Source organism: Curtobacterium sp. MCBD17_035 (assembly GCF_003234815.2).
GTDB lineage: Bacteria > Actinomycetota > Actinomycetes > Actinomycetales > Microbacteriaceae > Curtobacterium.
Map to the genome: position 1 here is coordinate 2,456,515 of NZ_CP126279.1, position 23,368 is coordinate 2,479,882.

General features: G+C 72.4%; 21 protein-coding genes, 1 tRNA gene and 1 riboswitch. Of the genes, 11 read left to right on the forward strand and 11 right to left on the reverse strand.

Annotated elements, in window-relative coordinates; genetic code table 11:
• Nucleotides 1-20 precede the first annotated feature (20 nt).
• From DEI93_RS11615 to DEI93_RS11625, 3 genes are all read left to right on the forward strand, one after another.
• Nucleotides 21-1,766 carry an MFS transporter gene (locus DEI93_RS11615; RefSeq protein ID WP_258372356.1) on the forward strand — a complete coding sequence of 582 codons (1,746 nt, stop codon included), beginning with the start codon at nt 21-23 and terminating at the stop codon, nt 1,764-1,766.
• On the forward strand, nt 1,763-2,395 hold the full coding sequence (locus DEI93_RS11620) for a MarR family winged helix-turn-helix transcriptional regulator (protein ID WP_111120627.1): 633 nt from the start codon (nt 1,763-1,765) through the stop codon (nt 2,393-2,395). Before DEI93_RS11615 ends, DEI93_RS11620 begins: the two co-directional genes overlap by 4 nt.
• A 127-nt stretch (nt 2,396-2,522) precedes the next feature.
• On the forward strand, nt 2,523-3,641 hold the full coding sequence (locus tag DEI93_RS11625; RefSeq protein WP_258372355.1) for a low temperature requirement protein A: 1,119 nt from the start codon (nt 2,523-2,525) through the stop codon (nt 3,639-3,641).
• A gap of 123 nt (nt 3,642-3,764) precedes the next feature.
• Here DEI93_RS11625 and DEI93_RS11630 read toward each other — a convergent pair whose 3' ends face one another.
• Nucleotides 3,765-4,082 (reverse strand): hypothetical protein, encoded by a 318-nt coding sequence (locus tag DEI93_RS11630; protein WP_146244481.1) that lies wholly within the window; start codon nt 4,080-4,082, stop codon nt 3,765-3,767.
• On the opposite strand from DEI93_RS11630, the gene DEI93_RS11635 reads away from it, so the two are divergent.
• Nucleotides 4,050-4,691 (forward strand): MOSC domain-containing protein, encoded by a 642-nt coding sequence (locus DEI93_RS11635; RefSeq protein WP_111120626.1) that lies wholly within the window; start codon nt 4,050-4,052, stop codon nt 4,689-4,691. The two genes, DEI93_RS11630 and DEI93_RS11635, sit on opposite strands and share 33 nt — an antisense overlap.
• 95 nt (nt 4,692-4,786) lie before the next feature.
• On the opposite strand, the gene DEI93_RS11640 is transcribed toward DEI93_RS11635, so the two are convergent.
• Nucleotides 4,787-5,200 (reverse strand): MmcQ/YjbR family DNA-binding protein, encoded by a 414-nt coding sequence (locus tag DEI93_RS11640; RefSeq protein WP_111120638.1) that lies wholly within the window; start codon nt 5,198-5,200, stop codon nt 4,787-4,789.
• Nucleotides 5,201-5,692: 492 nt separating this feature from the next.
• On the opposite strand from DEI93_RS11640, the gene DEI93_RS11645 reads away from it, so the two are divergent.
• Nucleotides 5,693-6,634 carry a putative endonuclease domain-containing protein gene (locus tag DEI93_RS11645; protein ID WP_111120625.1) on the forward strand — a complete coding sequence of 314 codons (942 nt, stop codon included), beginning with the start codon at nt 5,693-5,695 and terminating at the stop codon, nt 6,632-6,634.
• A 180-nt stretch (nt 6,635-6,814) separates the two neighbouring features.
• Here the strand turns inward: DEI93_RS11645 and epsC are convergent, their stop codons facing one another.
• Genes epsC through cysK form a run of 3 tightly spaced genes read right to left on the reverse strand, consistent with a single transcriptional unit; the run spans nt 6,815 to nt 8,610 of the window.
• Nucleotides 6,815-7,321: a serine O-acetyltransferase EpsC gene (gene epsC / locus DEI93_RS11650; protein WP_258370234.1), complete on the reverse strand. Its 507-nt coding sequence runs from the start codon at nt 7,319-7,321 to the stop codon at nt 6,815-6,817.
• Between the two features lie 17 nt (nt 7,322-7,338).
• Entirely contained in the window at nt 7,339-7,611 is a 273-nt protein-coding gene (locus DEI93_RS11655; protein ID WP_284158425.1) for a hypothetical protein, read from the reverse strand.
• A 60-nt stretch (nt 7,612-7,671) separates the two neighbouring features.
• Nucleotides 7,672-8,610 (reverse strand): cysteine synthase A, encoded by a 939-nt coding sequence (cysK, locus tag DEI93_RS11660; protein WP_111027591.1) that lies wholly within the window; start codon nt 8,608-8,610, stop codon nt 7,672-7,674.
• A gap of 175 nt (nt 8,611-8,785) precedes the next feature.
• On the opposite strand from cysK, the gene DEI93_RS11665 reads away from it, so the two are divergent.
• The 3 genes from DEI93_RS11665 to DEI93_RS11675 all read left to right on the forward strand — a co-directional run bounded on the left by DEI93_RS11665 (nt 8,786) and on the right by DEI93_RS11675 (nt 10,223).
• A tRNA-His gene (locus DEI93_RS11665) sits at nt 8,786-8,858 on the forward strand.
• A gap of 224 nt (nt 8,859-9,082) precedes the next feature.
• Entirely contained in the window at nt 9,083-9,823 is a 741-nt protein-coding gene (locus tag DEI93_RS11670) for a TetR family transcriptional regulator C-terminal domain-containing protein (protein ID WP_111011626.1), read from the forward strand.
• Between the two features lie 55 nt (nt 9,824-9,878).
• The gene (locus DEI93_RS11675) at nt 9,879-10,223 is read left to right on the forward strand and encodes a metallopeptidase family protein (RefSeq protein WP_111011625.1); all 345 of its coding nucleotides are present in this window, start codon (nt 9,879-9,881) and stop codon (nt 10,221-10,223) included.
• Here the strand turns inward: DEI93_RS11675 and DEI93_RS11680 are convergent.
• From DEI93_RS11680 to DEI93_RS11700, 5 genes are all read right to left on the reverse strand, one after another.
• The gene (locus DEI93_RS11680) at nt 10,178-10,924 is read right to left on the reverse strand and encodes a nucleoside/nucleotide kinase family protein (RefSeq protein WP_258368797.1); all 747 of its coding nucleotides are present in this window, start codon (nt 10,922-10,924) and stop codon (nt 10,178-10,180) included. The genes DEI93_RS11675 and DEI93_RS11680 overlap by 46 nt on opposite strands.
• Nucleotides 10,917-11,708 carry an energy-coupling factor transporter transmembrane component T family protein gene (locus tag DEI93_RS11685; protein WP_258372354.1) on the reverse strand — a complete coding sequence of 264 codons (792 nt, stop codon included), beginning with the start codon at nt 11,706-11,708 and terminating at the stop codon, nt 10,917-10,919. The genes DEI93_RS11680 and DEI93_RS11685 overlap by 8 nt, the downstream gene beginning before the upstream one ends.
• Nucleotides 11,705-13,219: an ABC transporter ATP-binding protein gene (locus DEI93_RS11690; RefSeq protein WP_111120624.1), complete on the reverse strand. Its 1,515-nt coding sequence runs from the start codon at nt 13,217-13,219 to the stop codon at nt 11,705-11,707. The genes DEI93_RS11685 and DEI93_RS11690 overlap by 4 nt, the downstream gene beginning before the upstream one ends.
• A complete protein-coding gene (locus tag DEI93_RS11695) occupies nt 13,219-14,001 on the reverse strand; it encodes an ECF transporter S component (protein WP_284158427.1) in 783 nt (260 codons plus the stop codon). The genes DEI93_RS11690 and DEI93_RS11695 overlap by 1 nt, the downstream gene beginning before the upstream one ends.
• Nucleotides 13,994-14,103, reverse strand: a riboswitch (TPP riboswitch). Its footprint overlaps the gene before it by 8 nt.
• Nucleotides 14,104-14,186: 83 nt before the next feature.
• Nucleotides 14,187-14,510: a hypothetical protein gene (locus tag DEI93_RS11700; RefSeq protein WP_111120635.1), complete on the reverse strand. Its 324-nt coding sequence runs from the start codon at nt 14,508-14,510 to the stop codon at nt 14,187-14,189.
• Between the two features lie 157 nt (nt 14,511-14,667).
• On the opposite strand from DEI93_RS11700, the gene glgX reads away from it, so the two are divergent.
• Genes glgX through treZ form a run of 3 tightly spaced genes read left to right on the forward strand, consistent with a single transcriptional unit; the run spans nt 14,668 to nt 21,154 of the window.
• Nucleotides 14,668-16,941: a glycogen debranching protein GlgX gene (gene glgX / locus DEI93_RS11705; protein ID WP_111027588.1), complete on the forward strand. Its 2,274-nt coding sequence runs from the start codon at nt 14,668-14,670 to the stop codon at nt 16,939-16,941.
• Entirely contained in the window at nt 16,938-19,370 is a 2,433-nt protein-coding gene (treY, locus tag DEI93_RS11710; RefSeq protein ID WP_258372352.1) for a malto-oligosyltrehalose synthase, read from the forward strand. Before glgX ends, treY begins: the two co-directional genes overlap by 4 nt.
• Nucleotides 19,367-21,154, forward strand: coding sequence for a malto-oligosyltrehalose trehalohydrolase (gene treZ, locus DEI93_RS11715; protein WP_284158428.1), 1,788 nt, complete (start codon nt 19,367-19,369; stop codon nt 21,152-21,154). The genes treY and treZ overlap by 4 nt, the downstream gene beginning before the upstream one ends.
• A gap of 1,388 nt (nt 21,155-22,542) precedes the next feature.
• On the opposite strand, the gene DEI93_RS11720 is transcribed toward treZ, so the two are convergent.
• Nucleotides 22,543-23,322 carry a polyprenol monophosphomannose synthase gene (locus DEI93_RS11720; RefSeq protein WP_111120617.1) on the reverse strand — a complete coding sequence of 260 codons (780 nt, stop codon included), beginning with the start codon at nt 23,320-23,322 and terminating at the stop codon, nt 22,543-22,545.
• Nucleotides 23,323-23,368: the final 46 nt, after the last annotated feature.

A 23,368-nucleotide genomic window follows, 5' to 3' on the forward strand; every position in this document is an offset into this window, starting at 1 on the left:
ATCGTGTCGGAGGCAGCACGTTGACCACAGCCCGCCCGGCCCTGTTCACCAAGGACCACCCCCACTACAAGTGGATCGCGCTGAGCAACACCACGCTCGGCATGCTCATGGCGACCATCAACTCGTCGATCGTGATCATCTCGCTGCCCGCGATCTTCAAGGGCATCCGGTTGAACCCGCTCGGCGCGGGGAACGTGAGCTACCTGCTCTGGATGCTCATGGGCTACATGCTCGTGACCGCCGTCCTCGTGGTCGGATTCGGGCGACTCGGCGACATGCTGGGCCGGGTCCGCATCTACAACCTCGGGTTCGTCGTGTTCTCGCTCGGGTCCGTGGCATTGGCGCTCGACCCCTGGACCGGCGGATCCGGAGCCATGTGGCTCATCATCTGGCGACTCGTGCAGGGTGTGGGCGGTGCGATGCTGTTCGCCAACTCGACGGCGATCATCACCGACGCGTTCCCGGCGCACCGGCGCGGCATGGCGCTCGGCATCAACCAGGTGGCGGCGATCGCAGGGTCGTTCATCGGCCTCATCGTCGGCGGTCTGCTCGCCGTGGTCGACTGGCGGGCGGTCTTCTTCGTGAGCGTCCCGATCGGCATCATCGGCACCATCTGGTCCTACAAGTCGCTGCACGAGGTGGGGACGAAGAGCCCCGGGCGACTGGACATCCCGGGCAACCTCACGTTCGCCGCCGGACTCACCGCGGTCCTCGCGGGCATCACGTACGGGATCCAGCCCTACGGGAACAGCGCGACCGGGTGGACCAACCCCTGGGTCGACGGAGCGATCGGTCTCGGCGTGCTCATGCTCATCGCGTTCGTCGTCATCGAGCTCCGATCCGCCCAGCCGATGTTCGACCTCGGGCTGTTCCGCATCCGCGCGTTCGCGATGGCGAACCTCGCTGGTCTGCTCGCCTCGGTCGGTCGCGGCGGCCTGCAGTTCATGCTCATCATCTGGCTGCAGGGCATCTGGCTGCCGCTGCACGGCTACTCCTACGAGGACACGCCGCTCTGGGCCGGCATCTACATGCTGCCGATCACCATCGGCTTCCTCATCGCGGGGCCGCTCTCGGGGACCCTGTCCGACCGGTTCGGCGCACGTGCCTTCGCCACCACCGGACTCGTCGTGGTCGCCGGGACCTTCGTCGCGCTCCTGCTCATCCCGGTCGACTTCCCGTACTGGCTCTTCGCGATCATCACCGGTCTGAGCGGTTTGGGCTCGGGCATGTTCGGCGCCCCGAACCGCAGCGCGATCATGAACAGCGTGCCGAAGCACCAGCGCGGTGCGGCGTCCGGCATGGCGGGCACCGTGCAGAACGCCGGGACCTCGCTGTCCATCGGCATCTTCTTCTCGCTCATGATCGCCGGACTGTCGACCACGCTGCCGGGGACGCTCACGCGGGGCCTCAGCGCCCACGGCGTGCCCTCGACGGTGGCGGAGCAGATCGGCCAGACCCCGCCCGTGGGCTCGCTGTTCGCTGCGTTCCTCGGGTACAACCCGATCGGCAACCTGCTCGGGCCGTCCGGGGTGCTGCATCGTCCGGGCGTCGACGCCGCGACCCTCACGGGCAAGGAGTTCTTCCCGCAGCTCATCTCCGGGCCGTTCCACCACGGACTCGTCGTGGTCTTCGCCGCCGCCGCGATCATGTCCGTCGTGGCCGCCGTCGCCTCGCTCATCCGAGGCAAGCGATACGTGCACGCCGACGGCGACACCGGTACCATCGCCACGACCAAGGACCCGGTGACCGACGGAGCGCGTGCATGACCGAGACCCCGATCGACCGCGGCGACGTCGCCGCGCGCCTGGCTGTGGCGGTCGGACGCATCAATCGGAGGGCACGGCCCGGCACCGGCGCGTTGAGCTACGGCCTGGTGTCGGCACTGTCGACGATCGTGCGGCTCGCTCCGCTGCGGCCCGGCGATCTCGCCCGACACGAGGTCGTCACGAAGCCGACGATGACGCGGGTGCTCAGCGACCTCGACGCGCGCGGGCTCATCGAACGGGTCACGGATCCACTCGACGGCCGCGCGTCCGTCATCACGGCCACCCCCGCGGGTGTCGCAGCCGTGCACGAGGCACGCCACGAGCGCGCGGGCATCGTGTCGCAGCTGCTCGCTGATCTCGACGACGGCGACCTGCGTGCCATCGCGGGGGCACTCGACGCGCTCGAGCGGGTCGCACAGGTCGAGCCCCTGCCCGCGCCCTCCGGTCGTTCCGCCGCGCCAACTGGGTCGGTGCACTCCGCGCCCTCCGCGCACGCAGCCAGCGGCGGGGCCGCGAGCGGCGGGGCCGGCGGCGGGACCGCGAGCGGCCGGGCTGGCGGCGGGACCTTGAGTGACACCGTCTCCGGCGAGGCGCTCGCCGCAGTGCCGGCGGCGACCTCCCGGGCTTGACGCGAGCCGGTCCTCCTGGCGGGCGGATGTTACGGCGCTCCCTCCACAGGTCGTCGCCGTGCCGCGGTGTCCACGGCGGCACGTTCCGCCACCCCTGCACCGCCCCCGGCGCTGCCACTATGACACCGTGACGATCCCGAACAGCCCGACGCGACGGTGGCCTGCCGCCGGCCTGCGGCGGATGGTGCCCCGTGACCCGGCCGAAGCCCACCGAGCAGCCAGTCCGCTGGAGCTGTTTTTCGACCTCGTGTTCGTCGTCGCGGTGTCCTTCGCGGCGACGGACCTGCATCACCTCGAGGTGCGTGGTCACCTCGCGGACGCAGTCACCGGCTACGTCCTCGTGTTCTTCGCGATCTGGTGGGCCTGGGTCAACTTCACGTGGTTCGCCACCTCGTTCGACACGGACGACTGGCTCTACCGCGTCACCACGTTCGTGCAGATGGCCGGCGTGCTCGTCCTGGCGGCCGGCATCGGACCGGCGATCGAGCACGGTGACGACTTCGTCGCCACGATGGGCTACGTGGTGATGCGCCTCGCCATGGTGAGTCAGTGGCTCCGGGCGGCGTCGGCGCACACGCGGTACCGCCGCACCGCGCTCGAGTACGCCGTCGGGATCACCGTGGTGCAGGTGCTCTGGGTCCTCCGCGTCACGGTGTTGGCCGATCTCGCGTCGACCCTGACGTTCCTCCTGCTCGTCGTCGCCGAGCTCGCCGTCCCCGTCGTCGCGGAGCGCACGGACACCACCCCGTGGCACACCCGGCACATCGCGGAGCGATACAGCCTCTTCACGCTCATCGTCCTGGGCGAGGGCCTGGTCGCGAGCGCCAACGCGGTGATCGGGGCCTTGGCGGCGTCGGAGCGCATCGGGCCCCTGCTGGCCCTGGCCGGCGCGGGTCTCGTCATCGTGGCGGCGATGTGGTGGATCTCCTTCGCGCGCAGCCAGCACGACCGGATCACCTCACTGCCGAGGGCTCTGGCCTTCGGCTACGGTCACTACGTCGTGTTCGCTGCCGCCGCCGCGATGCCCGCCGGGATCGAGGTGCGATCGCCGCCAGCGAAGGCACTGCGCGCCTCGCTCCAGCTGCGGCCGCCGCGACCATCTCGGTGCCGGTCGCCGCGTTCGTGCTCGCCGTCTGGGCGCTCGCGCTCCGGCCGACGCTCGGGAGGCCCACCAGCGCCCTCGTGGTCGTCCTCACCCTGGCAGCCGGCTTCAGCGCGTTCCTCCCGCAGCTCTCGATGGTGCTGACCGCCATCCTGTTGGCGGCGATCGTCGTGACGCTCGAGGTCGCGGACCGGAATCGGGGCCGCGGCACGAGCGGGGTCCGGAGCCGGGGTCGGGCGCGAGCGGTCGCTCCGGCGTCCAGTCGAGTCAGCTGACCGGAGCGCGGGCCGCGTGCGCCGCGGAGACGACGGGAGCCAGCGTCGCCGGTTTCCAGGCACGCCGACAGCGTTGCAGGCACGCCGACAGCGCGAGCACGCACGCGGGCGCCGACGCCTTCCCTGCCGACTGCCACGGCAACAGCCACAGCCACAGCCACAGCCACAGCCACAGCCACGCCCGCTCTGTCCGCGGCGTGGGCAACGCCTGCCCTGCCGGCGGCGTCGGCAACGCCGTGAGGTTGATCGTGAGCCCGGATGGCGGAACGATGGCGACATGCCCTTCGTCACGGCCGTCTGCCGCGTGCACCAGCTCATCCCGGACTCCGGGACGGTCGGGGTGACCGCGATCGACAAGCGGCCGGTGACCGATCCGTTGCGGGTGCGTCCACTCGGCCTCCAGGGCGACGTCCAGGCGAACCGCAAGCACCACGGCGGCGAAGACCAGGCCGTCTACGCGTACGCGGACGAGGACGCGGCCTACTTCAGTACGGTGCTCGGGCGTCCGGTGGAGCCTGGCCTGTTCGGTGAGAACCTCCGGACGAGCGGGATCGAGGTCAGCACCGCCGTGGTCGGCGAGCGCTGGCGGGTCGGCGATGGTCTCGTGCTCGAGGTGACGCTGCCGCGGGTCCCGTGCGCGACGTTCGCTCGCCGCATGAAGGTGGACAAGTGGGTGCGGACCTTCACGGACGCCAACCGCACCGGCGCCTACCTGCGCGTGGTCCGGTCCGGAGCCGTCCAAGTCGGTGATCGGATCGAGCGCTTCGACCGGCCTGCACACGGCATCACGGTCGCGGATGTGTTCGCCGGCCTCGGGCGGGATCAGGCGGTCGTGCTCCTCGAGGGCGGCCGCGGGCTCCCGTACAAGATCGAGGCGGTCGCCCGGAAGGTGCTCTCGGGGGTCCCGGCCTCGCTCTGACGTGCGGTCACGACGGCACGGTCACGACGGCACGGTCACGAACGCACGGAGGACCCGCCCGCCCACTCGGGAGCCGACGCCCGACGCGACTCGGTTCATCCCGCGCTGTCGGGAGCTGGCCGCAGGTCCCCGACGTCCCCGCGGCGCCAGGGGTCCAGCGGCCGCCGATGCCGAGGCAACCCGACGACCACGAGGTCGTACGAGCTGCCGACCAGATCCTCCACCAGGACCTCGTCGACCCCCGCACCCGGCGCGACCGTGATCCAGTGCTGCTTGTTCAGGTGGTACCCGGGCGTGATCTCCGGATGATCCCGAACGAGCGCCGCTGCGTGTGGCGGCCGGCATTTCAGGGAGACGATCGGAGTGCCGCGGAGCTCGCTGACGATGGCGAACACCTTGCCGACGACCTTGAAGACCTCAGCTCCCTCGCCGAACGGCTGCCCCTGCGTCACGGCCGGCAGCCCCGCGGCGACGCGCAATGCCGTCGCGTGCAGTCCGGGCCCGTCCATGCCCCGACCCTGCCGCACACCACCGACGCTGGCCCGGCCCTTCGCGACGTTCCTCCATCGCTCACCCGCGCTCTGGAGTCGCAGCCCCGCCTGCTCGCGCCGTCTCCCGCCGGACCGGCCGACAGCCGGACCGGCCGACAGCCCCGGACACTGTGCCCGCCCGTCACACCGTCCTCGCGTGCCCGCACAACGGCCGCCACCACCCCGCCCCGCCGCCATCGCCGCTCGCCCCGCCGCCATCGCCGCTCGCCCGGCCGGGCGGCCCGGCCGGGCCGCGAGTCAGCCGGCCAGCCGGCCAGCCGATCTCATCGTCGACAAGTCAGGAAAACGGCCTCCAGACCGCCGGAACGGCCGGAACCGGGAGGCCCGTTCCTGAGCGAGCAACGAAGCCCGCACTCTGTGCCCCCTCCACAGCATCGTCGACAGGGCGGTCGTCCCCGGGTTCCTCCGGGAGCGAGCACGAAGCCGAGGCGACCCGGCACCATCGACGAGATGAACCACGTCCAACACCTCGTCTCCGCGGCGGGCGGGCTCCTGCACCGACGCGACCTGGTCGGCGCAGGAGTGCGCGACCGACAGTTGACCGCTGCCGTCAGGACCGGCACCGTCCGCCGCCCGCGCCGCGGGTGGTACTCGACCTGGGCGCCCGAGGACCCACGGTTCGTCGCCGTCCGCGTCGGGGGCCGGCTCACCGGCTTCATCGCACTGGCCCCGCTGCTGCCATGGAGCGCTGACGGGCGCCGCACACCGGCGCCGATCACGGTCTCCGTTCCGCGGAACGCCGCCCGTCTCCGGCCCCGACGTGGCGTCCGCGTCGTGTACGACCCGCCGCGGGTGCAGGACCGCGGCTCGGAGTGGGCAGTCCATCCTCGTGACGCACTCGCCCGTGCGATCGTGGACGCACCGTTCGACGAGGCCGTTGCACTGCTCGACTGGGCCATGCACTCCGGCGCACTGACGCGCGGCGACGTCCTGGCCGCGGTCGGCTCGCTCCCGGAAGACGCTCGCGGCGTCCTCGACTGGGCGGATCCCCGCTGCGACAGTTACCCGGAGAGCATCGCCAGGACCAGACTCCGCCGAGCGGGCCACGCCGTCCGTCCCCAACTTCCTCTCCCGACCGGCGAACGCGTCGACCTCCTCGTCAACGGTGCTGTCGCACTCGAGATCGACGGTCGTGCCTTCCACGAGGCCACGTTCGAGCGAGACCGGCGGAAGGACCTCACGATCGCCGCGTCAGGTCTGGTCCCGCTTCGGGTGTCTGCGCGGATGATCGCGACGCTCTGGCCGCAAGTGGTCGCCGCCGTCGAGCGAGCCTCGAGGACGCGCTCGCACGGGCGCCGTTCAGCATGGGTGCGCGCGGTGCGGGAGACGCCCGGTGCTCGGCGACGGTGGCACCTCCGCCGCAGCGGTCCCCTCCCCGCACCCACCTGGTAGCCGCGATACCGAGCCCCGTACACGGAGGGCCGGCACGATCCGGTGCGCGCGAAGCACCGTGTGAGCGTGTTCGCCGCCTCACGGCCCCTCCCGTCGCTCACGCAGCCCTTCCCTCGCCAGCTGCACTGCAATCACCTGCCGCTGAGCGGAACCGGCCCCCGGCCGCGAGCAGCCAGCCCGTCAGCGCCGACGCGGACGCGCGACGCCGGGTTGGCCCGTGACCAGCGAGCCGGGAGGCACGTCATGCGTCACGACCGTTCCCGCTCCCACCACCGAATCAGACCCGACGGTGATCGAACCGAGGACCACCGCGCCCGCACCGAGCATCACTCGGTCGCCGATGCGCGGGTGCCGTTGCCCCTGGCCGCCGCCCTTCCCGCCGAGGGTGACGCCGTGGTACATCAGTACATCGTCGCCGATGACCGCCGTCTCGCCGATCACCACTCCCATCCCGTGGTCGATGAAGAACCGCCGACCGATGCGCGCGCCCGGATGGATCTCGATCCCGGTGGCCGTTCGCACCATCTGCGACAGCAGCCGCGCCCCGAAACGCGATCCGGGCAGACCGCGAGCTCGCCACAGGCGCCGCGCGATCCGGTACCCCCACACGGCGTGGAGGCCCGAGTACAGCACCGCGACCTCACCGTCGGCGCGCGCCGCGGGGTCGTTGCGCCGGGCGGTGGCCACGTCCTCGCGCAGACGATTCAGGATGCCGACGCGGGTCCGAGAGCCGGAGGCCCGGGGAAGCACCCCGTTTCCTGAATCGTCAACGGCGACGCCCGGGGTCTCCGCCGCTGCCTCGGGCGCCGGGACCTCGGACCGGTGCCGCGCACCGGAAGCCGCAGCACCGGAAGCCCCCGCACCCGCAGCGCCCGCAGCACCAGCGCCCGCACCCGCAGCACCAGCACCAGCAGCACCAGCACCAGCAGCACCAGCACCAGCACCCGCACCAGCACCCGCACCAGCACCCGCACCAACCGCAGACGCACCCCGAGCCACGGACCCGCCGCGCCGAACGACGCCTCCGGGACGGTCAGTCACGCAACCAGGTCCTGGAACAGCACGGTCGACAGGTACCGCTCGCCGGTGTCGCACACCATCGCGACGATGCGCTTGCCGGCGTTCTCGGGCCGGGCGGCGATCTCGATCGCAGCGTGGATGATGGCGCCGGACGAGATGCCCGCGAGGATGCCCTCGTCGGTGGCGAGGGCACGGGCCACGCGCAGGGCGTCGTCGAGCTCGACGTCGAACACCTCGTCGATCACGGAGCGGTCGAGCACCTCGGGGATGAAGTTCGCACCCATCCCCTGGATCTTGTGCGGCCCCGCGGTCCCCTTGGTGAGCAGTGGGGAGTCCGCCGGCTCGACGGCGACGATCTGCACGCCCGGCACCTGCTCCTTGAGCACGTTCCCGACGCCGGTGATCGTCCCGCCGGTGCCGACGCCCGCGACGAAGACGTCGACCTTGCCGTCGGTGTCGCGGAGGACCTCCTGTGCGGTGGTCCGCCGGTGGATCGCGGCGTTCGCGGCCGTCTCGAACTGGTGCGCGAGGACGGCTCCCGGGGTCTCGTCGACGATCTGGGCGGCGCGAGCGACGGCGCCCTTCATGCCCTCCGACCCGGGCGTGAGCACGATCTCGGCACCGTAGGCACGCATGACGGCGCGACGCTCGATGCTCATGGTGTCCGGCATCGTGATGACGACCCGGTAGCCCCGCGCTGCTCCGATGAGTGCGAGGGCGATGCCGGTGTTGCCGCTCGACCCCTCGACGATCGTGCCGCCGGGCTGCAGGTCGCCGGCTTCCTCGGCGGCGTCGATGATCGCCACACCGAGTCGGTCCTTGATGCTCGCACCGGGGTTGTAGAACTCGAGCTTCGCGAGCACCTCGGCGCTGCCGGGACGGGGCAACCGGTTGAGGCGGACCAGGGGCGTGTTGCCGAACGCCTGGGTGATGTCGTCGTGGATCGTGCCCGTCATTGCCAGTCCCGTCGTGGTCGTGCTCGTCACCGCATCCCTCGCAGGCGCGGGCCGAGGCCGATTCTATGCGCGCGACCCGGCCGGATGACGGGCGCGACCCGCAGGCGGTGGTTCGCCGGGCCTCCCGTGTGTACTACAATCGGTGAGCCGCGTTCCACGCCCCGGACGCGACATGGTGGGTATAGCTCAGCTGGTAGAGCGCCTGGTTGTGGTCTAGGAGGTCGCGGGTTCGAGCCCCGTTACTCACCCCGAGAACGAAGCGGATGGCCGCGGTGGTCCACACCGGTCATCCGCTTCGTCGTTGGAGGACCGTGGTCGCGTGAGCAGACCGCGCAGCGGTACGCGACGGGCGTCGCGGAACCGGCGCAGCCGCCCCAGTTCTGGGCCTGGCGGCGACCGCGCGGAGGCGGTCGAATGGGAGCACGAGCGGAGCCGTCCGGAGGCGTCCGCCCGGTGACACCGCGAGGAGCCCGTGACCGACATCCAGAGCCACCTGCACCTGCCGCTCGGGACGCTGCGTAGCAAGACGCACGACACCGACGAGTTCGGCACGGACGAACCCGGCAGCCGCGGCACCGACCAGCACACGGCCTCCGACGCCGCGCAGGCCGACCGGCAGATCGCCGCCGACTCGCGGGTCCAGATCATCGACGGCATGATCCGCGTCCTCCAGACGACGGCCTTCCACGAGGTGACGGCCGAGGCGGTCGCCGCCGAGGCGGGCCTGACGCTCGAGGCGCTCCGCCACCACTTCCCGTCCTGGGACGGTCTGGTCCTGGCCACGCTCGACCGGTGGAACAGCGCACGGATGACCCCGCTCCTCCCGACCGCGCGGTCGCACGGCACGATCCGGCTCGTGCGGGCGATCATGGCGGACAACGCGGCGGAGCCGTCGCTCATGCGGTTCCTCGTCGCGCTCCTCAGCATCGCGGCGACGCCGGGCCACGCGCTCGCGCCGATGCTGCAGCACCGCTACCGGCAGTTCCACCTGGTGATCCAGCAGAGCTTGGTCGACGACGTCGAGGCGGGCCGTGAACCGCAGACGATGCAGCCGGCTCGCGGCGCGGAGCAACTCATCGCGCTCTACGAGGGCCTGCAGCTCCAGGCCATGGTCCGCCCGAGCATCGACCTGCTCGGCGCGTTCGACCGCGCGATCACCCGCATGCGCGACGGGTGGGGACGACGGTACGTCGCACCCGTCTGGGAGGCGTGACCGCGCGTCCCCGACGCATGCACGGTCCTGCTCCCCGTGCGACGATCGTGCCGTGATGGAGATGTCGCCCGAGCGGTTCGAGGACCTCGTCGTCGACGAGCTCGACCGGCTCCCCGACGAGATGGTGGACGGGCTGGAGAACGTGGCGTTCGTCGTCGAGGACGCCCCCGAGGACGGGGAGGACCTCCTCGGCCGTTACGACGGGGTCGCGGTGACCGAGCGGGACCGGTACGGGTTCGGGGAGCTCCCGGACCGGGTCGTCGTGTTCCGGCTCGCGCATCTGGCGTCCTGCGACACCGAGCAGCAGCTCCGCGACGAGGTGCACACGACCCTCGTCCACGAGATCGCGCACTGCTACGGCATCGACGACGATCGGCTGCACGAGCTCGGCTGGGACTGACCCGCGTCGGGCTCGGCGATCCGGAGCACGACGTCAGCCTGCTCCCGTGGCTGCTCCTCGGCGATGAACGCGGCCTCCTGCGCGGCCCACCGGTCCCACTCCCGCGCGAAGACCGGGCCGTCGCGGTCGAGTGCCCGACGGCGGCGCGCGTCGTCCTCGCCGTCCAGCCAGATCCGGAACGTCGCCATGCCCGACGCGACCCGGGACAGCGCGCCGCACCCCTCGACGACGAGGTCCTGGTCGGGTGCGACCGACACCCATCCGGCCGGGAGGCCCGCCGCCCAGTCCCACCGCCGCCATCCCGGGCGTCCGGTCGGGTCCGGCGGCGCGAGCACGTCCCGCACCACGGCGTCGGCGGCGGCCCGGAGTCCGTCCCAGCCGGGGTAGACGTCGTCGAGGTGGACGACCTGCGCGGGCACGGCTGCGGCGAGCTGGTCCGCGAGCGTCGTCTTGCCGGTACCGGACCGCCCGTCGACGAGGACGACCACGCGCGGTGCCGGAGCCGTGCGCCCGGCACTCGCGCGGGTGGCACCGGTGCGGACACCGCCGCCTGCGGCACGGATGCGGTCGACGAGGGCGCGGACGTCCACCGGGCGCCCCTCGGCGTCGACGAAGCGAGCCGTCGCCGGGACCCCGGCGCCCGGCGCGGGCCACGCGGCACCGGCACCCAGCGGCGCGCGGGCGTCCTGGCCCTCACACACCGTGCCAGGTCCCCGCCACGACGGCGGCGGCGATCGCGACGAGGCCGACCGCGCTGCACACGAGGACCATCGCCCACTCCGCTCCCCCGAACCGGACCGGCCGGGCCCAGGTGCGCCGGACGGGAGCACCGAAGCCGCGCGACTCCATGGCGACGGCGAGCGTCGTCGCACGGCGCAGGGCGAGCACGAGCAGGGCGAACGCCATCGACGCGCCACGCCGCACCCGGCCGCGGTCGGCGATGCCCCGGGCACGTCGGGCCATGGCGAGTTGCCGCCAGTCCTCGCGCATCAGGGTCGTCATCCGCACGGCGGCGAGCGCGCCGAGCACGAACCGCGCGGGCAGGTGCAGGACCTGCGCCAGGCCGTCGGCGAGGTCCGTCGGGTCGACGCGTGCGAACAGCGCGACCGCGGGCAGCCCGATGGCGAGCAGCCGCAGCACGGTGGCGATCGCCAGCACCAGCGAGCCGTCCGTGACGTGGGCGAACCCGAGGTCGAACCAGGTGCGGCCCGATGCGCGTCCGTAGAGCGCGATGCTCACCCCGGCCACGGGTGCCGCGACGAGGACCGGTGCGGCGCGGAGGAGCAGCGACCGCACGGGCACCCGGACGATCGGCAGGAGCACGAGTTCGAGGCCGAGCGCCACCGCGGCCGACACGACGTCGAGGGTCGTCACGAGGCACACGGCCAGGGCGACGCCCCCGAGCAGCGAGGCCACGGGGGCGACGCGGTCGAGGGGCCCCCGGTCGTGCCGCTCGGCGGTCGGCGGTCCGTCGAGCGCGATCACGCGGCACCCGCTTCCACGCGCGCTGGTGCGAGCCGGAGTTCGTCGGCGCCGAGCGCGCCGAGCAGCGTCGCGTCGTGCGTCACGGCGACGATGCCGGACCCGGCGTCCGCCAGCTCCGTGAGCCGGTCGACGATCGCCTGCCAGGTCGTGCGGTCCTGGCCGGACGTCGGTTCGTCGAGGACGACGACGGGCGGCCGCGCCACGATCGCGGTACCGATCGCGAGTCGGCGCTGCTCGCCTCCCGAGAGCGTGAACGGGTTCGCGTCCGCGAGGGCGTCGAGGCCGAACGCCGCGAGCACCGCGTCGACGCGCTCGTCGACGGTGTGGCGGTCGAGCCCGGTGGCGACCGGTCCGACGGCGAGTTCCTCGCGGACGCTGCGGGCCACGAACTGGTGGCCGGGGTCCTGGAGGACCGTCCCCACCCGGGCGGCGAGGTCGCGGCTCGACCACCGCGAGGGCATCGGCCCCGCACCGGCCGCGAGTGCGTCGGACGCCGCGAGGACGCCGCCGGCCGGCGGGAACAGCCCCGCGAGCGTCAGGCCGAGGGTGGACTTGCCGACACCGTTCGGTCCGGTCACCCCGAGCACGCGGCCGGTACGGACCTCGGTGTCGATGTCGTGGCCGACGGGGCTGCGACGCCCTCGAGCCGTCGCGAGCCCCGAGGCCCGGAGCAGCAGCTCCCCACCGGTCCGGAGCGGACGTGGGTCGGGTTCCGCGCCCGGCACCCAAACGCCCGCTGCGGTGAGCGCCGTGCCGTGCCGGGCGAGCACCTCCTCCGGCGTCCCGTCGGCCGCGATCCCACCGCCGGGCGTGAGCAGCACGAGCCGGTCGACGAGGTCGAGCCAGGTGCCGATGCGGTGCTCCACGACGAGGAGGGTGGCCCCGGTGGCCACGAGGACGTCGCGAACGGCGTCGTGGACCTGCCGCACGCCGTCGGGGTCGAGGTTCGCGCAGGGTTCGTCGAGCACGAGTGCCCCGGGCCGCATCGCGAGGACCCCGGCGAGGGCGAGGCGCTGCCGCTGCCCGCCGGACATCGCCGAGGTCGAGCGGTCGAGCGGGAGGTCGAGTCCGACGAGCGCGAGTGCCTCGCGGACGCGCGGACCGATCTCGGCTCGCGGGACGCCGAGGTTCTCGGGGCCGAACGCGACGTCGTCGCCGATGCGCGACATCACGGTGTGCGCCTCGGGGTCCTGCATGACGAGCCCGACGCGGCCCCGCACGCGGCGCGGGTCCTGCCCGTCGACGAGGACGCCGCCCTCCTCGACGCCCGCGCCGACGTCACCCGGCTGCGTGCCGTCCGCGTCGTCGTCACCGAGGACCCCCGCGACGGCCCGGAGGAGCGTCGACTTGCCCGAGCCGGACGCGCCGACCACGGCGACGCGTTCCCCGGGCCGGACGTCGAGGTCGACGCCGCGCACGGCCCAGACGTCACGGTCGGGGTACCGACGCCCCCAGCCACGGAACCGGATCGCCGCGGGGCGCGTCCGTCCGTCGGTGGCGGCGGTGGGCATCAGGACCGGGAGGGGCGCTGCGGGCGGCGACGGGCCTCCCGGCCGGCAGCGAACGCACTGAGCACGCCCGTGCGGGCGAGCGCGCGGACGAGCAGCCACGATCCGCCACCGGCGATGACGCCACCCGAGATGATCGCGCAGACGATGTAGACGACCTTGAACGCGAGTGCGTACGCCGGGTACCAGAGCACCGAGTCGTTGATCCCGAGGGCGAGCCCGGCAGCGGCGCCCGCGAGGACGACGACCGGCGCTCGGTACACGCGGTAGAGGAACAGCGCGAGGACGATCTCGGCGCCGAGGCCCTGGACGAGCCCGGACACGAGCGTGAGCCAGCCGCCCCACTCGTTGCCGACGAGCGCTTCGACGCTCGCGGCGACGACCTCGCCGTAGAGCGCCGCGCCCGGCTTCCGGACGACGACGCCGACGAGCACGCCAGCGAACAGCCAGACCCCGCCGACCAGGGACTGCGACCCGGGGAGGACCAGACCGAGTCCGACGCTGATCGGGGAGTAGCCGAGGTCCCACAGTGTGAAGACGAGACCCGCCGCGACCCCGAGGACGCTCGCGACGACGATGTCGACCACGCGCCACCGGAAACGGCGACGGGAGGGCTGCGGGGCTCCGTCGGTGACAGCGGCGGTGCCGGTCTGGAGGGCCGGGTCGGCTGCCCGGTCGGCGGGGCCGGTCGCCGCGGGGCCGGTCGCGGTGGGGCCGGTCGCGGTGGGGCCGGTCGCGGTGGGGCCGGTCGCGGTGGGCATGGGCGTGGACGCGCGCTCGCGCATGGTGACTCCTCCCTGCGCCGGCATGACCCGGATCAGGTTCGACGGTCGGAGCGCCGTTCGCTCCCTCTCAGCCCGCAGGTCGCGGACTCCCGTGTGTGTGGCCCCGAGTATAGGCGCGGTGGGCCACGTCCCCACGCATGGATCCGTGGCCGGGCAGGAGGCCCGGTCCCCGCGCCTCCCGTCCGCTACTTCTTGAGGGCGCGCACCAGCTTGCGCAGGACCGTGCCGACGGTCCACGCGAACGGCGTCGCGACCGCGAGCAGGGCGATGATGTTCGGCTCGAACACGAGCGCACGACCGGGGCGGCGGACGTACGCAGCGACGGGGATCGACGCGCTGCCGCCCCCGCCACCGCCGTTCTCGTCCTGGTCACCGCCGGCGCCGAAGCCGTACCACCCGATCGACACGGGCACGATGGTGGCGTCACCGACCTCGATCGGGTCGCCGTAGTTCGTGGCGACCCCGAGCGGGCGGACCTTGTCGGCGAGCTGCGCCGCGATGTTCGTCATGCGCGCGAGGCTACTCCCGAGCATCGGCGGGAGCACGGGCACCCCGGCCGTCCACAGGGGAACGGGACCGCCGACCGTCCACAGGCGTGGCTGCGCTCCGGACATCGCCGAGCGGTGCCGATAGGTTGGGCCGGTCATCGACCAGGAGGTCCCGCTTTTGCAGACTTGGCCCGGCAACCCCTACCCCCTCGGTGCGACGTACGACGGCAGCGGCACGAACTTCGCGATCTTCAGCGAGGCCGCCGAACGCGTCGAGCTCTGCCTCTTCGACGACGACGGCACCGAGACCCGCATCGACCTGATCGAGGTCGATGCCTACGTCTGGCACGCCTACCTGCCGAACGTCGGTCCGGGGCAGGAGTACGGATTCCGCGTGCACGGCGAGTACGCCCCGGAGCGCGGGCATCGAGCCAACCCGAACAAGCTCCTGCTCGACCCCTACGCCAAGGCGACCAGTGGAGACATCGACTGGGACCAGTCGCTGTTCTCGTACACCTTCGGTGCGCCGGACAGCCGGAACGACGAGGACTCGGCGTCGCACATGGTGAAGGGCGTGGTCATCAACCCGTTCTTCGACTGGCAGGGCGATCGACACCCGAAGGTCCCCTACGGCGAGACCGTGATCTACGAGGCCCACGTCAAGGGCCTGACGAAGACCCACCCGGACATCCCCGAGGAGCAACGGGGCACCTACGCGGGCGTCGCGCATCCAGCGGTCATCGGGCACCTCAAGCGGCTCGGGGTCACCACGCTCGAACTGATGCCCGTGCACCAGTACGTGAACGACTCGATCCTGCAGCAGAAGGGCCTCAGCAACTACTGGGGGTACAACACGATCGGGTTCTTCGCCCCGCACTCGCACTACTCCGCCAGTGGGGACCGTGGGCAGCAGGTGCAGGAGTTCAAGGCGATGGTCCGGACCCTGCACGACGCCGGGATCGAGGTCGTGCTCGACGTCGTGTACAACCACACGGCCGAGGGCAACCACCTCGGACCCACCTTGTCGTTGAAGGGCATCGACAACGCGGCGTACTACCGCCTGATGGACGACGACCAGCGGTACTACCGCGACTACACGGGAACGGGGAACTCGCTCAACGTCCGGCACCCGCACTCGCTCCAGCTCATCATGGACTCGCTCCGGTACTGGGTGACCGAGATGCACGTGGACGGCTTCCGGTTCGACCTCGCCGCCGCGCTCGCCCGCGAGTTCTACGAGGTCGACCGCCTGGCGACGTTCTTCGAACTCGTGCAACAGGACCCGATCGTGTCGCAGGTCAAGCTCATCGCGGAGCCGTGGGACGTCGGGCCCGGCGGGTACCAGGTCGGGAACTTCCCGCCGCAGTGGACCGAGTGGAACGGGCGGTACCGCGACACCGTGCGCGACTTCTGGCGAGGCGAGCCGTCGACGCTCGGTGAGTTCGCGTCGCGCATCTCCGGATCCGCCGACCTGTACGAGCACGACGGGCGCCGCCCGGTGGCCAGCATCAACTTCATCACCGCCCACGACGGCTTCACGCTGCTCGACCTGGTCTCCTACAACGACAAGCACAACCAGGCCAACGGCGAGGACAACAACGACGGCGAGAGCCACAACCGATCCTGGAACTCCGGGGTCGAGGGCCCCACCGACGACCCGGAGATCACGGCGCTCCGGCTCCAGCGACGCCGGAACTTCCTCGCGACGCTCCTGCTCAGCCAGGGCGTGCCGATGATCCTGCACGGCGATGAACTCGGGCGCACGCAGCTCGGCAACAACAACGTGTACGCGCAGGACTCGGAACTGAGCTGGATCGACTGGGCCCACGCCGACCAGGAGCTCATCGACTTCGTCGGCGAGGTCGTCCGCCTCCGGCGCCACCACCCGACGTTCCGACGGACCCGGTACTTCAACGGCCGACCCGTGCGCCGCGGGCAGGACGAGCCGCTGCCGGACATCGTCTGGCTCACCCCGGAAGGCGACGCGATGCAGCCGGAGGAATGGGACTCCGGCTTCGGCAAGAGCGTCGGGGTGTTCCTCAACGGCGACGGCATCCGCGGCCGTGACTCCCGCGGCGGACGCGTCACCGACGTCAACTTCCTCATGTACTTCAACGCCCACTCCGAGACCGTCACGTTCACGGTGCCGTCCGACGAGTACGCCCACGCGTGGAAGATCCGGATCGACACGGCCGACCCGGGCGAGAAGGGCGACATCGTCGCCGCCGGAGAGCCGCTCGACGTGCCGGCGCGCTCGATGCTCGTGCTCCGCGCGGAACCCCCGCAGGAGCCGACGAGTACACCGGTGTCGACGACCACCACGAGCGCTCCGACCGCGACCCCGACCGCCCCCGACGGCGTCGACACCGCGACGGAGGCCATGACCGCCACCCCGCCGGGCACCCCGCGCCCGGCACCGACCGCCGATGCCGGCAAGGGAGACCCGACGTGACCTCGACCCACAACGAGCAGGCAGCGGTGCCCGCTCGCCGTCCGGGAGGCGCGCGTCGCGTCCCGGACTCCACCTACCGCCTCCAGGTGACCGCCGACTTCGACCTGACGGCCGCCGCCGAGGTCGTCGACTACATCGCCGCGCTCGGTGCCGACTGGGTCTACCTGTCCCCGGTCCTCCAGGCCGAAGCGGGGTCGAGCCACGGCTACGACGTCGTCGACCACTCCCGGATCGACGTGTCCCGCGGCGGCGACGACGCGTTCCGCGTACTGACGACCGCTGCGCACGCGGCCGGGCTCGGGGTCCTCGTCGACATCGTGCCGAACCACATGGGCGTCGCGGACCCGGCGTCGAACCCCTGGTGGGAAGACCTGCTGACCCACGGGCGGGACTCCGCCGTGGCCGACGCGTTCGACGTCGACTGGGCCGCGGGCGGCGGACGCATCCGCGTGCCCGTGCTCGACTACGACCTCGAGAGCGGCACCGAGGACGGCCTGGACGCCATCACGCTCGAGGGCGACAAGCTCATGGTCGGGACGACCGCCTACCCGACCGCCCCGGGGACCGTGAACCCGGGCGACGACGTGCGCACCGTCCACGACCGCCAGCACTACGAGTTCGTGCACTGGCGTCGCGCCGACCACGACCTCAACTACCGCCGGTTCTTCGCCGTGAACACCCTCGCCGCGATCCGGGTCGAGGAGCCCGAGGTGTTCACCGCCTCGCACGGCCTCATCGGGCAGTGGTTCCGCGACGGTCAGGTCGACGGTCTCCGCATCGACCACCCGGACGGCCTGTACGACCCGGCGGGGTACCTCGACGACCTGGCCGAGTTGACCGGCGGGGCGTACACCCTCGTCGAGAAGATCCTCGAGCCCGGCGAGGAGCTGCCCGCCTCGTGGCCCGTCGACGGCACGACGGGCTACGACGCCCTCGGGTACGTCGACCGCCTGTTCGTCGACCCGGCCGGCGCGGAGCCGCTCGGCGCGCTCGACTCGCGGCTGCGCGGCGAACGGGACGCCTTCCGGTGGGACCTCCTGACGCACGGCACCCGGCGCGACGTGACCGACGGCATCCTCGGCAGCGAGGTCGCCCGACTGACCCGTCTCCTGGCGCCCGAGGTGCCCGACGTGGACCCTCGTGTCATCGAGGACGCCGTCGCCGAGGTCACCGCGTCGTTCGGCGTCTACCGGACCTACCTTCCCGAGGGCGCACACGACCTCGTCGAGGCCCTGGAGACCGCGTGCGAGCGCCGTCCCGACCTCGACCCCGTGATCGACCGGATCGCCCCGTTCCTCGCCGACCCCGAGCACCCGGCGGCGATCCGCCTGCAGCAGACGTCGGGGATGGTCATGGCGAAGGGCGTCGAGGACTCGGCGTTCTACCGCTACTCGCGCCTGACGAGCCTGAGCGAGGTGGGAACGGACCCGAGCGTGTTCTCCATCACGCCGACCGAGTTCCACCGCGCGCAAGAGAGTCGCCTCGCCGCCTGGCCGCACGCCATGACCACGCTCACGACCCACGACACGAAGCGGAGCGAGGACACCCGCGCCCGCATCGCGACGCTCGCCGAGCTGGGTGACGAGTGGGTCGCCGCGTTCGAGCGTCTGAACGCCCTCGCACCGCTCGAGGACGGCGTGCTCGCGAACCTCCTCTGGCAGGCGATCGTCGGCGCGCGGCCCGCCTCACGCGAGCGGCTGCACGCCTACGCCGAGAAGGCCTCGCGTGAGGCCGGGAACACCACGACCTGGACCGCGCCGAACGAGCCCTTCGAGGAGCGTATGCACGCGCTCGTCGACGCCGCGTTCGACGATCCGGAGGTGGTCGCGGAGCTCGACGCGATCGACCGTCGCATCGAAGCCGCCGGCTGGTCGAACGGCCTCGGCATGAAGCTCGTGCAGCTCGCTGGCCCCGGCGTCCCGGACGTCTACCAGGGCACCGAGCTGTGGGACCGCTCCCTCGTCGACCCGGACAACCGACGACCCGTGGACTACGCCGAGCGACGACGTCTCCTCGTCGCCGTCGAGGAGGGCGCACTGCCCCCGATCGACGCCTCCGGCGCGGCGAAGCTCCTCGTGACCTCGGCCGCCCTGCACCTGCGCCGCGACCGGCCCGAGCTGTTCACGCGGTACCTGCCGGTGCCGGCTTCGGGCGTCACCGCGGACCACGTCGTCGCGTTCGACCGCGGCGGTGCCGTGGTCGTGGCCACGCGCCTCCCGATCGGACTCGAACGGACCGGCGGCTGGGCGGACACGATGATCCACCCCGTGCCGGAGGACCGCATCGACGTCCTCACCGGCCGGACGTTCCGGGCGGGACGCGGTATCGCCGTGGCCGACCTGCTCAGCACCTACCCCGTCGCGCTCCTGGCGCCGGCGGCCAACACGACGGACGAGCCCTCGGGCGTCACGATGGAAGGCCACGCATGATCCCCGAACCGCCCGCCGGAACCGTCCGCACCGGCTCCTCGTTCCGCTCCGGACCGATCCGTGCCGGCCGGTACGAGGTGTGGGCCCCCGACGCCGACCGCGTGCGGTTGGTCGTCGATGGCACGGACCACGAACTGACCCGCGACGACCACGACTGGTGGAGCACGGATGCCGTCACGCCCGTCGTCGGCGCCCGGTACGGGTTCCGACTCGGCGACGACGACGCGGTGGTCCCCGATCCGCGCACGCTGTCGCAGCCCGACGGCGTCCACGGGCTGTCGGAGGTGATCGACCTCGACGCCTTCTCCTGGAGCGACGAGGGCTGGACCGGGCGTCCGGCCCGGGGCGCCGTGATCTACGAGATGCACGTCGGCACCTTCACCCCCGAGGGCACGCTCGACGCCGCTGCCGCCCGCCTCGAGCACCTGGTCGCGCTCGGCGTCGACCTGGTCGAGGTGCTGCCCGTCAACGCGGTGAACGGCATCTGGAACTGGGGGTACGACGGCGTCGACTGGTTCGCCGTGCACGCTCCGTACGGGGGCGCCGCCGCGTACCAGCGGTTCGTCGACCGGGCGCACGCACTCGGTCTCGGCGTGGTGCAGGACGTCGTCTACAACCACCTCGGGCCGAGCGGGAACTACCTGCCGCTGTTCGGGCCGTACCTGCTCGCCGGGCTCGGCAACACCTGGGGCGACTCGGTGAACGTCGAGCAGCCCGAGGTCCGGGCGTTCGTCCTCGACAACGTCCGCATGTGGTTCCGGGACTTCCACGTCGACGGGCTCCGGCTCGACGCCGTGCACGCGATCCGCGACACCACCCGGCCGCACGTCCTGGCACAGATGGCCTCGGAGACCGACGCGTTCGCGCAGTGGATCCGGAAGCCGCTGTCCCTCATCGCCGAATCCGACCTCAACGACCCGATCATGTTCCGCCCGCGCGAGGCCCACGGCTACGGGCTGACCGGGCAGTGGTCGGACGACTTCCACCACGGTCTCCACGTCGCGCTCACGGGTGAGACCACCGGGTACTACGCCGACTTCGCACCACTCGCCGCGTTGGCGAAGGTGCTCGAGCGCGGGTTCCTGCACGACGGCACGTGGTCGTCCTTCCGCGGACGTCGTCACGGGCAGCCGATCGACACCGAGACCGCGCCCACCACGGCGCTGGTCGTCGCGAACCAGAACCACGACCAGATCGGCAACCGCGCCACGGGCGACCGCCTGGCGGAGCACCTCGACGAGGCCGGTCTGGTGGTCGCCGCCGCCGTGACCCTGCTCGGGCCGTTCACGCCGATGCTGTTCATGGGCGAGGAGTTCGCGGCGTCGACGCCGTGGCAGTTCTTCACGTCGCATCCCGAGCCGGACCTCGGCATCGCGACGGCGAAGGGTCGCATCGAGGAGTTCGAGCAGATGGGGTGGGACCCGAACATCGTCCCCGACCCCCAGGACCCCGAGACGTTCCGACGGTCGAAGCTCCGGTGGGAGGAGACCCTCGAGGGGCGTGGCCGTCGCGTCCTCGATGCCTACCGGGCGTTGATCGCGCTCCGCCGCCGTGAAGAGGCCCTGGTCGACTGGCGCTTCTCGTCCAACAGCGTCCGGTTCTCCGAGGACGACCGCTGGCTGGTCCTGACGCGCTCGGACATCCACATCGTGGTGCACTTCGGGGACGCCGCTGCCTCGGTGCCCGTCGTATCCGGCGCTGAGGTGCTCTTCGCCACGGAAGGTGCCACCGCCTCGGCCGACGGCGTGGAGTTCACCGGCCGGGGCGTCGTCGTCCTGCGCTGACCCGTCCATCCCGCGGGGTGGGGCGGGGCGGGGCGGGTACGCCCCGCCCCTGCTCTGCCCGTCCGCACGTGGGGCCGGGTGCCGTCCCCGTCCCCGCACCGCGCTCGGGGACGAGCACCCGGTCGCCCCGCTCTGCCCCTCCGCGCGTCACCCGGTCCGCACGCGCTCGCTGCCGGCGGCGCCTGCCTCCTTGCTGGCCGCGTGCCCGCCCGGTCCCCCGGCCCCCTGGCCGCCTCGCCCCCTGGCCGCCTCGCCGCCTCGCCGCCTGGCCGCCTGCTGGACTACCCGCTCTGGTGCGCCTTACCCCCTGCGCCCGCCCCACGGACCCGCCTGCGCCCCCACCCTCGGCTCCGCGTCGACAACGCAGGAACGCGACGTCGGGATCGAGCCCCATCGGACGCACCGCGACGGGATCTCCTGAGTTGTCGCCTCTCGGGCGTGCCCTCACCTGCGGCGCTCCGCTGCCCCCATGGGCGCCGCCGCGTCGGCAACTCAGGTGATCGACGCCGGAACCGGCCCGCACCGGGGGCAGCGCAACGAATCTCCTGAGTTGTCACCTCCAGGGCTCCGGATCGCCCCCCCACTCGCGGGATTCGCCGCCTCGTTGCTCGCGCTTCCGCGCCGCTCGCCCTCGCCCGCCTCCCGCAAGCGGACAACTCAGGAGATCAATGCCGGTCGCGGCCCACACGGCGGGCAGCGCAACAGTCCTCCTGAATCGTCGGCTGCGCGGCTGCGCGGCTGCGCGGCTGCGCGGCGGCGGGCGGCGGAGGAGGACGGAGGATCTCGCGTGCACCACCAGGTGCGCGCGGACGCCGCGGCATCGCCCGCACGTCCACGTCCACGTCCACGTCCACGTCCACGTCCACGTCCACGTCCACGTCCACGTCCACGTCCACGTCCACGTCCACAACGCAGGAGAACCCACGAGCCCACGGGAACGCGGCGGAGCGCGCGACCGATCCTCCTGAGTTGTCGCGTCTCGCGCGCCGGCGGCCCCGGATCCGGATCGACCGCCCGCGGCCCGGACCGACAGTGGGACCGCGCCCGCTCACGTCGACAGCGCAGGAAGCGGCGCACGCCACGGCGACGCCCGGGAGGCCCGGCACCGGTCCTCCTGCATCGTCACCAGAGGAGGGGGACGCTGGCACGGTGCCCACGCTCGGCGGGCCCGACCGGCGTCCCACGCCGTCCTCGCTCACGTCGACAACGCAGGAAGCAGCGCACCCCACGGCGACGGCCGGGAGGCCCGGCACCGGTCCTCCTGAGTTCTCGCCAGAGGACGGCGACGGTGAGCGGGGCGGCGCCGCGCCGCGCCCGAGCCACGACGCGACGCGCCGCGCCCGACCTACGCCGCGCCGCGCCCGACCTCCGCCGCGCGCGGGCGAGAGCTACGCCGCGACGTGCGCGTTCGCGCGCACCGACGGCAGCCGCCGCCGGTGCAGCACGAGCGACTTCACCTCACGGATCCTGCGGTCGACGCCCCACTTCGTCACGAGGGTGAGCGACTCGCGCACGATGTTCCCGCTCATCTTGGACACGCCGAACTCGCGCTCGGTGAACGTGATGGGCGTCTCGACGACGCAGAGCCCGGCTTCGAGCGCACGCCAGCACAGGTCGACCTGGAAGCAGTACCCGCGCGACGCGATCCCGGTCAGGTCGATGCGCCGGAGCGCGGGGGCGGTGAACACACGGAACCCGCCGGTGGCGTCGTGCACCGCGATGCCGAGGGCGAGGCGGGAGTACAGGTTGCCACCGCGCGAGAGCAGCGACCGGTGCCAAGGCCAGTTCTCGACCTCGCCGCCGGGGACCCAGCGGGAGCCGAGCACGAGGTCGTTCGTCTCGGACAGCTCGAGCATGTGCGGCAGATACTCGGGGTGGTGCGAGCCGTCGGCGTCCATCTCCACGAGCCGCTCGTACCCGCGCTCGAGCCCCCAGGCGAAGCCGGCGAGGTAGGCGCCGCCGAGACCGTTCTTCTCGGCCCGGTGCAGCACCTGCACTCGCGGGTCCGCAGCGGCGAGCTCGTCGGCGATGGCGCCGGTGCCGTCGGGCGAGTTGTCGTCCACGACGAGGACGTCGACACGGTCCGATGCCCGCAGCGTGCGCGCGACGATGGCCCGCACGTTGTCCTTCTCGTTGTACGTGGGGATGACGACGAGGGCGTCGTTCATGCGTGATGTCTCCTCGGTGGGCACGAACGGACGATACCGTTCACGC